This window comes from Sphingomonas sp. P4_D12, assembly GCF_056401895.1.
This window is the reverse complement of sequence record NZ_JBFUIL010000003.1, coordinates 423,643-435,785: the sequence shown is the minus strand read 5'-3', so window position 1 is coordinate 435,785 and position 12,143 is coordinate 423,643. Positions and strand designations below refer to the sequence as shown.

Annotated in this window: 17 protein-coding genes; 4 read left to right on the top strand and 13 right to left on the bottom strand. The window is 63.3% G+C overall.

The window, feature by feature from the left end; genetic code table 11:
- Positions 1-429: an ExbD/TolR family protein gene (locus tag AC1DSD_RS08055; protein ID WP_066806755.1), complete on the top strand. Its 429-nt coding sequence runs from the start codon at positions 1-3 to the stop codon at positions 427-429.
- A gap of 120 nt (positions 430-549) precedes the next feature.
- Here AC1DSD_RS08055 and AC1DSD_RS08050 read toward each other — a convergent pair whose 3' ends face one another.
- The 3 genes from AC1DSD_RS08050 to dcd all read right to left on the bottom strand — a co-directional run bounded on the left by AC1DSD_RS08050 (position 550) and on the right by dcd (position 2,269).
- Complete coding sequence (locus AC1DSD_RS08050) at positions 550-759, bottom strand: hypothetical protein (protein ID WP_478029419.1); 210 nt, start codon at positions 757-759, stop codon at positions 550-552.
- Complete coding sequence (locus AC1DSD_RS08045; protein ID WP_478029417.1) at positions 756-1,604, bottom strand: nuclear transport factor 2 family protein; 849 nt, start codon at positions 1,602-1,604, stop codon at positions 756-758. The genes AC1DSD_RS08050 and AC1DSD_RS08045 overlap by 4 nt, the downstream gene beginning before the upstream one ends.
- 110 nt (positions 1,605-1,714) lie before the next feature.
- Positions 1,715-2,269, bottom strand: a complete 555-nt coding sequence (dcd, locus tag AC1DSD_RS08040) for a dCTP deaminase (protein ID WP_066824368.1) — start codon at positions 2,267-2,269, stop codon at positions 1,715-1,717.
- A 96-nt stretch (positions 2,270-2,365) separates the two neighbouring features.
- Between dcd and AC1DSD_RS08035 the strand changes: the two genes are divergently transcribed.
- Positions 2,366-3,055, top strand: a complete 690-nt coding sequence (locus tag AC1DSD_RS08035) for a hypothetical protein (protein ID WP_478029415.1) — start codon at positions 2,366-2,368, stop codon at positions 3,053-3,055.
- A gap of 40 nt (positions 3,056-3,095) precedes the next feature.
- Here AC1DSD_RS08035 and AC1DSD_RS08030 read toward each other — a convergent pair whose 3' ends face one another.
- Genes AC1DSD_RS08030 through AC1DSD_RS08020 form a run of 3 tightly spaced genes read right to left on the bottom strand, consistent with a single transcriptional unit; the run spans position 3,096 to position 4,689 of the window.
- Positions 3,096-3,539 (bottom strand): cytidine deaminase, encoded by a 444-nt coding sequence (locus tag AC1DSD_RS08030; RefSeq protein WP_478029414.1) that lies wholly within the window; start codon positions 3,537-3,539, stop codon positions 3,096-3,098.
- Entirely contained in the window at positions 3,536-4,207 is a 672-nt protein-coding gene (locus AC1DSD_RS08025) for a GH25 family lysozyme (RefSeq protein WP_478029547.1), read from the bottom strand. The genes AC1DSD_RS08030 and AC1DSD_RS08025 overlap by 4 nt, the downstream gene beginning before the upstream one ends.
- Entirely contained in the window at positions 4,207-4,689 is a 483-nt protein-coding gene (locus tag AC1DSD_RS08020) for a UPF0262 family protein (protein WP_478029412.1), read from the bottom strand. Before AC1DSD_RS08020 ends, AC1DSD_RS08025 begins: the two co-directional genes overlap by 1 nt.
- An 83-nt stretch (positions 4,690-4,772) precedes the next feature.
- Between AC1DSD_RS08020 and AC1DSD_RS08015 the strand changes: the two genes are divergently transcribed.
- The gene (locus AC1DSD_RS08015; protein WP_478029410.1) at positions 4,773-6,281 is read left to right on the top strand and encodes a replicative DNA helicase; all 1,509 of its coding nucleotides are present in this window, start codon (positions 4,773-4,775) and stop codon (positions 6,279-6,281) included.
- 160 nt (positions 6,282-6,441) lie between these two features.
- On the opposite strand, the gene AC1DSD_RS08010 is transcribed toward AC1DSD_RS08015, so the two are convergent.
- The 7 genes from AC1DSD_RS08010 to AC1DSD_RS07980 form a co-directional block, all read right to left on the bottom strand.
- Positions 6,442-7,200 (bottom strand): phosphoadenylyl-sulfate reductase, encoded by a 759-nt coding sequence (locus AC1DSD_RS08010; RefSeq protein WP_478029409.1) that lies wholly within the window; start codon positions 7,198-7,200, stop codon positions 6,442-6,444.
- Positions 7,193-7,624 carry a DUF934 domain-containing protein gene (locus tag AC1DSD_RS08005; protein WP_478029407.1) on the bottom strand — a complete coding sequence of 144 codons (432 nt, stop codon included), beginning with the start codon at positions 7,622-7,624 and terminating at the stop codon, positions 7,193-7,195. The genes AC1DSD_RS08010 and AC1DSD_RS08005 overlap by 8 nt, the downstream gene beginning before the upstream one ends.
- Positions 7,617-9,248 carry a nitrite/sulfite reductase gene (locus AC1DSD_RS08000; protein ID WP_478029405.1) on the bottom strand — a complete coding sequence of 544 codons (1,632 nt, stop codon included), beginning with the start codon at positions 9,246-9,248 and terminating at the stop codon, positions 7,617-7,619. The genes AC1DSD_RS08005 and AC1DSD_RS08000 overlap by 8 nt, the downstream gene beginning before the upstream one ends.
- Positions 9,248-9,544 (bottom strand): DUF2849 domain-containing protein, encoded by a 297-nt coding sequence (locus AC1DSD_RS07995; protein WP_478029403.1) that lies wholly within the window; start codon positions 9,542-9,544, stop codon positions 9,248-9,250. The genes AC1DSD_RS08000 and AC1DSD_RS07995 overlap by 1 nt, the downstream gene beginning before the upstream one ends.
- Positions 9,541-10,329 (bottom strand): uroporphyrinogen-III C-methyltransferase, encoded by a 789-nt coding sequence (cobA, locus tag AC1DSD_RS07990; RefSeq protein ID WP_478029402.1) that lies wholly within the window; start codon positions 10,327-10,329, stop codon positions 9,541-9,543. Before cobA ends, AC1DSD_RS07995 begins: the two co-directional genes overlap by 4 nt.
- 81 nt (positions 10,330-10,410) lie before the next feature.
- Positions 10,411-10,599: a hypothetical protein gene (locus tag AC1DSD_RS07985; protein ID WP_478029400.1), complete on the bottom strand. Its 189-nt coding sequence runs from the start codon at positions 10,597-10,599 to the stop codon at positions 10,411-10,413.
- Positions 10,600-10,653: 54 nt separating this feature from the next.
- Positions 10,654-11,136, bottom strand: coding sequence for an AAA family ATPase (locus AC1DSD_RS07980; protein WP_478029399.1), 483 nt, complete (start codon positions 11,134-11,136; stop codon positions 10,654-10,656).
- On the opposite strand from AC1DSD_RS07980, the gene AC1DSD_RS07975 reads away from it, so the two are divergent.
- On the top strand, positions 11,119-12,135 hold the full coding sequence (locus tag AC1DSD_RS07975; protein WP_478029398.1) for an RHS repeat-associated core domain-containing protein: 1,017 nt from the start codon (positions 11,119-11,121) through the stop codon (positions 12,133-12,135). The two genes, AC1DSD_RS07980 and AC1DSD_RS07975, sit on opposite strands and share 18 nt — an antisense overlap.
- The last annotated feature ends 8 nt before the right edge of the window (positions 12,136-12,143 follow it).

Genomic DNA, 12,143 nt, shown 5'->3' with positions numbered 1-12,143 from the left:
ATGGCAATGAGTGGCGGCAGGGATGATGGCGCCCCGATGATGGATATGAACATGACGCCGTTGATCGACGTCTTGCTCGTGCTCCTCATCATGTTCATCATCACCATCCCGGTCCAGACGCACGCGGTGAAGGTCGACCTTCCCGTCAACCAGGCGAACAACCCGCCGCCGGTTGACGCGCAGAAGAACAAGATCATCATCGACGCGAACGACAATGTGACGTGGAACGGCACGCCGGTGACGAGCGACGAACAGCTCGACCAATATCTGCAGGCGACCCTGCAGATCCAGCCCGAACCGGAGCTGCACTTCCAGCCGCTTCCGGACGCGCGCTACGAGAAGGTCGACAAGGTCCTGGCGGTCATCAAGCGCTCCGGGATCAGCAAGCTCGGCTTCATCGGCAACGAGCAATACGCGAACGAATTCTGACGCTTCAGGGCATCGATTTCGTCGAAAGGGGCGGTCGCGCAAGCGGTCGCCCCTTTTCGTTGGTCGGTGAACTGTGCTGGCCTGTTCGATTTAGGATGCGGGCTGATAATCCGATCGGGCCTAATGCCGCGCAGCATGGAGATAGTCGACCAACTCGCGGTTGATTGCGACGCCCGCCAGTTCGGCTCCGATGCCGATATAGCCTTCGCGCCGCAACCGTTGGCGCACGTCGTTCACGGAGCTGCAGTCACCTGACTGCGCCAATTGGATGGCGCGTTCGATCGTCGTTAGTGGTTCGGACATGAACTCGCTTAGGCGCGAATCGATCATGATCCCATCGCATTCGGCGCTTGATGCCGGACACGCGGAGATCGGTGCGATAATCGGCGCCGGGTCCTTGGTCCGGGGTAGCGCGGGCCCTCTGCGACGACGGCGCCGTTCTCCTCGATCTTGATCGCAGGCGCGTCCGTGTCCGCAAAATCGATACGTAGATCGCGCTCCAGCGCGAAGAATCGGTTGGGCGCGCTGGCGGCAAGCGTAACCCGAAGACCGCCGGACCGGAGCACGAGCCGATCATTCTCGACGGCGACGTCCACATCGCCAGCCCCGGTGCGGTAGCGACCGACATAGCGTTTCAACACATCGGGCGGAATCGAGAGCGCCGTTGCCGCTGGGCGATAGGGCACAGGGCGGTGGTCGTAGCTGACGATTCGCGTCATCAGCCAACGGCCGGACTGAAGCTTCCAGATCACCAGGAACCGCGCATTGGTCGCGGCCTTCTCGGGCGCATCTCCTTGCTTTGCATAAATGAGATGCTCGCCGGCCAGCATGGCGCCATAGCTCGGTATCGCCTGATAAAGCAGGCTTGGTGCAACCAGCTCCCGACGCATGCGCAGGTGGGGAGTACCGCACGGTCCCTTCATCAAAGAGGCGGCAACCGCTTCGCGCGAGCGGGTCAGACCGGTCATGTCATGATAGAATTCAACATCGTCCGCGAGAAATGGGGTCATGGCGGCGGCGTCGCAGGCGTTGAAGGCGCGCCAGAAGGCATCATCGGCCTCGCGTACGGCTCGCTCGTCCGGCGACATTGGGGATGACGTCGATTGTGCAGCAACAGGGGCGATCGCGACCGTTGCGCCGGCAACGGCGATCGACAAGCTCAGGCGCCGCAACATCGTCGCTCTCTCCTTTGTGTATTGCTATAGCAATACACGCATACAGCAGGCTTTGCCACGGGCTTCAACACTTTACGCCCGCTAAGGATTGGCGGATGTCTTATCCGCGCTCAGAGCCGCGGCAAAGTCACCCCGCGTTGCCCCATATATTTGCCCGCGCGGTCGGCATAGCTCGTCTCGCAGGGCTCGTTGCCCTGCAGGAACAGGAACTGGCACGCGCCCTCATTGGCGTATATCTTGGCCGGCAGCGGGGTGGTGTTGGAGAATTCGAGCGTCACATGGCCTTCCCATTCCGGCTCCAGCGGGGTGACGTTCACGATGATGCCGCATCGCGCATAGGTCGACTTGCCCAGGCAGATCACCAGCACGTCGCGCGGTACGCGGAAATATTCGACGGTTCGCGCCAGGGCGAAACTATTCGGCGGGATGATGCAGCAATCGGTCTTGCGGTCGACAAAGCTGTTCGCGGCGAAATCCTTGGGATCGACCGTCGCCGAATCGACGTTGGTGAAGATCTTGAATTCGTCGGCGACGCGCGCGTCATAGCCATAAGAGGACAGGCCGTAGCTGATGCATCCCTCGCGCCGCTGTGCTTCGACGAACGGCTCGATCATGCCGTGCTGCGTCGCCTGCTCGCGAATCCAACGGTCGGAAAGGATCGCCATTCTCTACTCCCTGTTCGCCAGCAGCTTTCGCGGCAATAAAGCGATCGGGCAAGAGGCGCGGTACCCAGCGCTGGCGAAATCCACGGAGACGACAGAATGCGGATCGATCCCTCGCGCGCGATTGGCGGCTATGCCGCGGTGATGACCCTGGCGACGGCGTGGCTGGCATTGGCGGCGGTGGCACCCGCGGCGGCCAAGTTCGATACGATCGACGTCGAGCGGATCAATGTGCGCGAGCCCGACGGGACCCTGCGGCTCGCCATCTCCAACCACGCGCTGATCCCCGGCCTCATCTATGGTGGCAAGGAATATCCGCATCCCAATCGGCCCGAAGCCGGGATGATCTTCTACAACGACCAGGGCGACGAGAATGGCGGGCTGGTGTTCGACGGCGGGTTGAAGGACGGAAAACCGACCAATGGCGGCAGCTTCACCTTCGATCGCTATCATCAGGATCAGACGCTGCAATTGATCAGTATGGAGGACGGCAAGGACCGTCATGTCGGACTCGCGATCAACGACCGTCCCGATGCGCCGATGGATGTTGCGGCGGGGCTCAAGGCCCGGACCATGGTGGCGGGGCCGGATCGCGACGCACTGCTCGCCAAAGCGGGGTTCAGCAACGCACGGCGGGCATGGCTCGGCCGATCGACGGACGGCACGGTCGCGCTTGTGCTGAGCGATCCGCAGGGCAGGCCGCGCCTGACGCTCGGGGTCGGGAAAGACGGCACGCCGAGCGTCGAGTTGCGCGACGCCGCCGGCAAGGTCACGCGGACGGTACGGTAGGACGCAGATGGACCCTCCCTGGCAGGGAGGGGTGTCCTGCTCAGGCAATGCCGAGATTGGCGGGCCCGAATGCGTGCGGCAGCAATTCTGCCAGCGTGTAGCTGGCAATCGGACCGCCGGTCAGCCCCGAGCACCAGATTGCGAGATCGCGGCGGCCCGCCTGCGCGGCTTCGTTGAGCACCTGGCGGCAGCGGCCGCAGGGCAGGATCGGCTCGACCCCCTCCTGGCCGGTCATGCCGCCGACGATGCCGACCGCGACGACGTCGCGCATCCGGCCGTCGGCACTGGCCTTCGCCACCGCCACCGTCTCGGCGCAGAGCGACAGGCCGTAGCTCGAATTCTCGACATTGGCGCCGGTGACGACGCTGCCGTCGGCCATCAGCAGCGCCGCGCCGACCGAGAAGCGCGAATAGGGTGCCCAGGCATTCGCCGCCGCGCCGCGCGCCGCCTCGATCAGGCGTTCGGCCATATCCGTATCGTTCATTTCGTCACCACGTCCCAACTGACCGGCCCTTCGACCCCATCGATGCGCCGCATATCGCTCGCCCGCCACATCCGCCATGGCCGCGCGGCATAATCCGGCGGGAAGAAGTTCTGTGCGCTCCAGATGGGGCGGTCGAGCGCCGACGTCACGTCGTAATTCGCTTCGAACCGCTTCGATACGAGTAGCAGCACGGGGCGCTCGGTATGCGCTTCGACCATGATGATGAAGCGTTTGAGTTCTTCCAGCACGACATCGCGCGACGGCCGGTCGTTGCAGCCATCGATGAAATCCATCTCGACCGCCGGCGGCAAGGCGTCGTCCGCTTTGGGCACGGTGGTGTTGAAGTTGTTCGCCTGGTCGGCGGCGAGCCGGCACAGTGACCAGGCGTGGATCGCGCCGCGGCGCATGCCTGCGTCCGCGATGCCGTGCCAATTATCCTCGAACCGCGGGTCGCGGTCGCCGCCCAGCGTCGCTCGGGCATAGCCGAAATCGGCGCCGGCCGCCTTGACCGCGTTCCAGTCGACCGTGCCATTGGCGTCCGACACGTCGACGCCCTGGAATTGATAATCGCTGGCCGATGGACGCCAGTCGCGCGCGACCAGATACAGCGCGCCAGCCAGCGCGAGCATCGCGACCGCCAGGCCGACCGGCAATGCCAGGCGCCGCATCACGCGCGGATGTGCAGCACGCAGATCAGCGTGAACAGCCGCCGCGCGGTGTTGAAATCGACGTCGATCTTGCCCCCCAGCCGCTCCTTCAAGAGCTCGGCGGCATCATTGTGGATGCCGCGTCGGGCCATGTCTACCGTCTCGATCTGCTGCGGCGTGGCGTTGCGGATCGCTTCGTAATAACTGTCGCAGATCGCGAAATAATCCTTGATCGGCCGTCTGAGCGTGCCGAGCGAGAGGATCAATGTTTCGAGCGGCGAGCCGTCCTTGCGTGACAGCGCGAGCACGAGTCGGCCTTCCTCGACCCCGAGATGGAGGACATAGGGACCGGCATAGCCGTCGGGATAGTCGCGCAACGGGCGGAAGGCATTGTCCTCGAGCAGATCGAAGATCGCGATGCGGCGTTCCTGTTCGACGTCCGCGCTGCGCCACACGATCGTGCGGTCGTCGAGCGTGATGTCCTTGATGCGATGATCCGCCACGGACCGCGCTTATCCCCATCCAATGCGATTATCCACAGCGCTGCTGGCTTTGTCCCGGCGGGGGAGTGGCGTAGAAGGGCGCCATGGCGACAGCGATTCATTCCTTGCCGGGGGCGGAGACGCCCTCGCTTCCGCAGAACGTCGAGGCGGAAGCCGCCTTGCTCGGCGCGATGATGATCGACAACCGCATTGCCGAGGAAATCGACAAGCTGACGCCCGATCATTTCTTCGAGCCGCTGCACGGGCGGATTTTCGGCGCGATCAAGAAGATGGTCGATGCCCAGATGCCGGCGACGCCGGTCAGCCTGCGGCCGATGTTCGAAGCCGATCCGGCGATGAAGGAATTGGGTGGGCCGGGCTATCTGGCGCGGCTGACTGGGTCGGGCGCGGGGTTGATCGGCGCGCGGCAATTCGCCCAGCAAATCTATGACTTGGCGCTGCTGCGCACCTTGGTCGGGGTCGGTCGCGAGCTGGTCGACAAGGCGATGGACACGTCGCAAGAGGTCAATCCGCGCGCGCAGATCGAAGCGGCCGAAGAGGAATTGTTCAAGGTCGCCGGCGACGGCGGCAGCGAGGCATCGGTCAAGACCTTCGCCCAGGCCTCGACATTGGCGGTGGCGATGGCCGACCGCGCGCTCAATTCGGGCGGCGGCGTGTCGGGGGTCACCACCGGCCTCAGCTCGGTCAACGGCAAGATGGGCGGCTTCCATCGCTCCGACTTGATCATTCTGGCGGGGCGACCGGGCATGGGCAAAACGTCGCTAGCCACTAATATCGCGTTCAACGCGGCGCAGCGCTACATGCAGGACGAGCAGGACGGGATCGATCCCAAGCAACGGATCGGTGCCAAGGTAGCGTTCTTCAGCCTCGAAATGTCGGCCGATCAGCTCGCGACGCGCGTGCTGGCTGAACAGTCGCGCATCTCGAGCCAGGAACTGCGCATGGGCAAGATCAGCCAGGCGGACATGGATCGGTTGGTAGTGACCGCCGGCGAATTGCAGAACCTGCCATTCGTGATCGACGACACCGCCGGCCTGACGATCGGGCAACTTCATACGCGGATGCGACGATTGCAGCGGCGCCACGGCGAAAATGGCATCGGGATGGTGGTAGTCGACTATCTCCAGCTGCTGTCGGGCAGCGGTTCGCGCGCGAGCGACAACCGCGTGCAGGAGATTTCGGAGATCAGCCGCGGGTTGAAGACCTTGGCGAAGGATCTTAACGTGCCGGTGCTGGCGCTGTCGCAGCTCAGTCGTCAGGTCGAAAGCCGCGAGGACAAACGCCCGCAATTGAGCGATCTGCGCGAATCGGGATCGATCGAGCAGGACGCCGACGTCGTGCTGTTCGTTTATCGCGAGGATTATTACGTCGCCGCGCGGGAGCCCAAGAGACCGGTCGATGGCGACGACGCCAAGGTGTTCGAGGACTATACGAAATGGGGCCAGGAAATGGAGCGCGTCCATGGACTGGCTGAACTGATCGTCGCGAAACAGCGTCACGGATCGACCGGCAAGGTCATCCTGCGGTTCGAACCTCAATATACGTTGTTCAGCGACTACGCCGGGGACTATGCCAGCCCGGATTATGAATAGTCCGTAAGCCCAGCGAAAGCCAGCTCGTCACCCCAGCGAAAGCTGCGGTCTCGGGCAATATTGCGCTTTCGCCCCATAACCGTCATCCCAGCGAAAGCTGGGATCTCAAACGGTATCGCGATACGGCTGGAGACCCCAGCTTTCGCTGGGGTGGCGATATTTAGAAAACCGGCTCTTCGCCTGGCTTTTCGGGCACGTGGATCCCGCATTCGGTCTTTTCCCAGCCGCGCCAGCGGCCCGCGCGCGGATCCTCGCCCGGCAGCACTTTCGACGTGCAGGGCTGGCAGCCGATCGACGGATAGCCGTCCGCCTCGAGCGGGTGGCGGGGCAGATCGTATTCGGCGAAATAGGCGTCGAGATCGGCCTTCACCCAATCGCCGAGCGGATTGACCTTGAGCCGGCCGTCCTCGATCTCGAACCGCGCGATGTTCTGGCGGGTTTGCGACTGGAACGCCTTGCGGCCTGAAATCCAGCTGTCGAGCCCGGCCTTGGCGCGCTTCAGCGGCTCGACCTTGCGGATCTCGCAGCAGCCGTCGGGATCGTAGGACCAGCGCAATTCCTGCGCGTCCCTGGCGGCGAGCACGACCGGGTCGGGCTTGACCGTGCGGCTGTCGGACAGCCCGAACGTCTCCATCAGGAGATCGCGATAGTCGAGGGTTTCCGGGAACATCTTGAGCGTGTCGACGAACACTACCGGCGTCGCCGGATTAGCCCGCGCGATGAGGTGGAGCAGCACCGCGCTTTCGGTGCCGAACGACGACACCACGGCCGTGTTGCCAAGGATCCCCTCGGCAAACAACACTTTCAGCATGTCGAGCGTGTCGACCCCGGCGAACCGCGCGTTGAGCGCGTCCGCATCGGCCTGGGTAAAGGCCGGGGAAGTGTCGATCACGTCGATCTTGCGCAGCGCTTCACCCATGCCGCAATTTCCATACCGGCACCGCGCCGTCGGCGGCAGGTTGATAATGGTATTGGTAACGATCGAGCGACGTCTTGAGCACCGCTGGATCGATCGGCGCTTCGGGTGCGAAGCTGTCGAAGCCGCAGCGACGCATGAACGGCACCTGGTCGACCAGCACGTCGCCGGCGGCGCGGAGTTCGCCCACATAGCCCGCCTCGCGCAGGACGCGCGCCGACGAATAGCCGCGACCGTCGCGATAGACGGGGAAGGATACCTCGATCAGCGACAGGCGATCGAGAAAGGGAATCAGCGCGCGCGCGTCATCGCCCGATTCGAGCCGCACCGCGGTCGCGTTGGTCTGATCGGCGAGGAACGAATCGAGCGTCACCGCTGGTTCGTCATGCGCTTCGTCATCGCGGAAGCGCAGCAGGTCGTCAGCCATAGATCGCCTCCTTGAATGGGTCGATGCCGACGCGACGGTAGGTATCGAGGAAGCGTTCCCCGTCATCGCGCACTTGAAGATATTTGTCGGTCACGCGCTCGACCGCATCGACGATGCCATCCTCGCTGAAGCCGGGACCGGTGATCTTACCCAGGCTTGCGTCTTCGGCGCCCGATCCGCCCAGCAAAAGCTGATAATTCTCGGTGCCTTTCTTATCGACGCCCAATATGCCGATGTGCCCGGCATGATGGTGCCCGCAGGCATTGATGCAGCCAGAGATCTTGAGCTTCAATTCGCCCAGTTCGCGCTGGCGACCGAGATCGGCGAAACGCGTCGCGATTTTCTGTGCGACCGGGATCGAGCGCGCATTGGCCAGGCTGCAATAATCGAGGCCGGGGCAGGCAATGATGTCGCTGATCAAATCGAGATTGGCGTCGGCAAGCTTGGCGTCGGACAGTCTCTGCCACACCGTATAGAGGTCGGCCTTGCGGACGTGCGGCAGGACGATGTTCTGCGCGTGGGTGACGCGTAGCTCGTCGAACGAATAACGCTCGGCGAGATCGGCCATGACGTCGATCTGGTCGGCCGAGGCGTCGCCGGGAATGCCGCCGACCGGCTTCAGGCTGATATTGACGATTGCATAGCCCGGCTGCTTGTGCGGCTTGACGTTCTGGTCGAGCCAGACCGCGAAATCGGGGTCGCTGCGGTCGATGGCGTCGCTGGCGCCAGCTTCGAACGCCGGCGGCGCGAAAAAGGCGGTGATGCGCTCGAGTTCGGCTGCGGGCGGATCGATGCCCAGCGCCTTGACCAATGCGAACTCCTGCTCGACCTGGCGTCGATACTCGTCCGCACCGAGTTCGTGGATCAGGATCTTGATACGCGCCTTGTAGATATTGTCGCGCCGGCCGTAGCGATTGTAGACGCGCAGGCACGCCTCGAGATAGCTCATCAGATCGTCGGCGGCGACGAAGTCCTTGATTTCGGGAGCGATCATCGGGGTGCGGCCCATGCCGCCACCGACGAAGATGCGGGCGCCGAGCGCACCGTCGCGCTTGACCAGCTCGATGCCGATATCGTGCAGCCGCATCGCCGCCCGATCTTCCGGCGCCGCGATCACAGCGATCTTGAACTTGCGCGGCAGATAGCTGAATTCGGGGTGGAAACTGCTCCACTGGCGGAGCAATTCGGCCCAGGGGCGTGGGTCGGCGATCTCGTCCGCGGCGGCCCCGGCGAACTGGTCCGACGAGATATTGCGGATGCAATTGCCGCTGGTCTGGATCGCGTGCATCTCGACCGTCGCGAGGTCGGCGAGGATATCCGGCGCGTCCTCCAGCTTGATCCAATTGTACTGGATGTTCTGACGCGTGGTGAAATGGCCGTAACCGCGATCGTATTTGCGCGCGATATGCCCGAGCATTCGCATCTGACGGCCGTCGAGCGTGCCATAGGGCACCGCTACGCGCAGCATATAGGCGTGGAGCTGGAGATAGAGGCCGTTCATCAACCGCAGCGGCTTGAACTGGTCCTCGGTGATCTGCCCGGCGAGACGGCGGCGCACCTGATCGCGGAATTCGTCGACCCGCGCATCGACGATCGCCTGGTCATATTGGTCGTATTTGTACATCAGATAACCCAGTTACCGGCGTTGGGATCGCTTGGCTTAAGCGTCAGATCGGGCCGCACGGTCGGGCCCAGGGCGCGAATGCGGTCCTTGATATGCGCGGGGCGGGGTCCTTCCGATGTTGGAGTGGCGTCGATGATATAGCCGCCGTTGACGCGGCGTGCGCCGTCCTCGGCCTGCAGGATCGCGTCGCCCTGATCGCCAACATCGGCGGCATCCTCGATATGGCGCGACCAGCCGCTGCCGGTCCACCAGATCACGTCGCCGGTCGGCAGATCGTTACCCGTCAAGATCTTCACGCCGCAGCCTCCGCCATCTTCGCCCAGCGTGCGAGCTTGTCCTCGGCATCGGACAGCTCGACGACTTCACCGACGACAATGATCGCCGGGCTCTGCACCTTCTCGCGCTCGACCATCGGGCCAAGGTCGGCGAGCAATGTCTTGATCGCGCGATGCCCGACCAGCGTCCCGCGCTCCAGCACCGCGACCGGCATATCGGGCGCGACGCCATCGGCCATCAACTTGTCGGCGATATCCGGGCAGGTCGCGACGCCCATATAGATGACGAGCGTACGGCCTTTGCCAGCTAGCCCCGACCAATTCTGATCGGCCAGGCCCTTGCACTGGCCGGCGACGAAGCTGACCGCGGACGAATGATCGCGATGGGTGAGGGGCAGCATCGCTTCCGCCGCGCAACCGAGCGCAGCCGACACGCCGGGAATGACCTCGACCGGCAGGCCGGCGGCGCGCACCGCTTCCACCTCTTCGCCGCCGCGGCCGAAGATGAACGGATCGCCGCCCTTCAGCCGCACGACGATCGAGCCGGCCTTCACATGCGCGACGATCAGCGCGTTGATCGCGTCCTGCGACAAAGTGTGCTTGCTGCGCCGCTTGGCGACCGAGATGCGGTGCGCATCGGCCGGCGCGATGTCGAGCACCGCCGGGTCGATCAACCCGTCATGCACGACGACGTCGGCGCTTTTCAGCGCGTCGACCGCGCGAACGGTGAGCAGGCCTGGGTCGCCGGGGCCGGCACCGACCAGGATGACGCGTCCACGCGCGTGCGGATCGAGAAGTGTCGCCATGATGCAGGGCAGATGGGCCGCGGACGCGGCACGGGCAACCGACGCTTGCTACTGGCTGGAATAGCGAAACTTTGCGGCGCGTCAGTCCTTACCGCCTGATGCGCGGCTCGCGAGCTCCTGTGCCCGGCGCATCAGGCGCATGGCCTCGTCGATCAACTCGCCGGCGAACACCGGATCGGTCTTGCCCACCGCGATGGTCAGACAATTGCCGGCTTCGGTTTTGAGACGGAGCGCGCGGGCGGGAATGGACAGGTCGTTGGCAGGCTTCACATCTCGGCTAATTCACGAATCGCGGACGGGTTCCACATCTCATCGCAACTTGATTCAGCTCGTCCCAACCCGTTCGAGGATGAAGACGAGGCGTTCGGCAACGCTGAGCTTCGGCAGCAGGATCACGTCGTATCCGAGCGCCGGGTAGGCGGCCGTGAGCCGATCATATTCGGCGACCGCCGAGGCGAAATCGTGCCGCCGCTCGGCGTCGGAGACGAACAATTCGGGCCAGGGCGGGGCGAGGAAGACCTGGCTGGAATAACGGTAGCGCGCGGCGAGATCGGCCAGCACCGCGTCGCCCGCCAGATGCTCGAGCGCGACTGCGGCGTCGATCAGTCCGCGGTCGAAGAAGACGGGGCCGGACAGGGTGCGAGCCGCGTCATGATCCTGCCTGGCCAGTGCGGTGATCCGGCGCGCAAAGGCGATGCCGTCGATCCACGGCAGGGCTTCGCCGCCCGACGCCAGCTCTATGACGCCGCCGGACGTCGGACGCGGTTGACTTGGCCCGACGCTTATTATGTGACCTACGACTATCAAGTTACTGGCGAGATGACGACCATCAGGGAGAGCGGCACTACGACCCTCGGAACCTACGCCTATGATGATCTCGGGCGGCGCAAGACGCTCACCCGCGGCAACGGCGTCGTCACTACCTACGGCTTTGATCCCGTTTCACGGCTGACGTCGCTGGCATCTGATCTGACGGGGACGACGAACGATCTGACGCTCGGGTTTGGCTACAACCCCGCTTCTCAGATCACGTCCACAACGCGATCGAACAATGCCTACTCTTGGACGGGCGCCGCAAACGTTGCGCGCAACTACACGTCCAATGGGCTTAACCAGTATAGCGCGGCGACCAGCACGACTTTCGGCTTCGACGCGCGCGGCAATCTGACGACGTCCGGCAGCAATACTTATTCCTATAGCTCGGAAAATTTGCTGCTGACCGGCCCCAATTCGGCAAGCCTCATCTACGACCCCTTGATGCGGCTATACCAGTCGGGCAGTGCCTCCGTGGCGGCGGCCAAGGGTCTTTATGACGGCAAGCGGCTCATCGCGTCGTATCTCGCCTCCTCCGGAGCGCTGACACAACGCTATATTTTGGGCGCCAAGGCGGACGAGCAACTGCTTGAGATCAACGCCGCCGGTGTCAAAACCTGGATCGTTGCAGATGAGCGTGGCTCGGTGATTGCCGGGACTGACTCGTCAGGTAGTGCCGTAAGTGTCAACAGCTACGACGAATACGGGATTCCAAGCGCCAGCAACACGCTCCGACGGCAATATACGGGCCAAATCTACCTCTCAGAACTGGGCATGTATTATTATAAGGCGAGAATGTATTCGCCCACATTGGGCCGTTTCATGCAGGCCGACCCAATCGGATACCGCGACGGAATAAACTGGTATAATTATGTCGGCGGTGATCCAATAAACAGGATAGATACTTCAGGTCTTTCATGCACATATGAAAACTATGCTGAAGTAGAGACAACGACATGGTCCGATGGATCCGTGACTAAAAAGATAGTGTGATACCATGT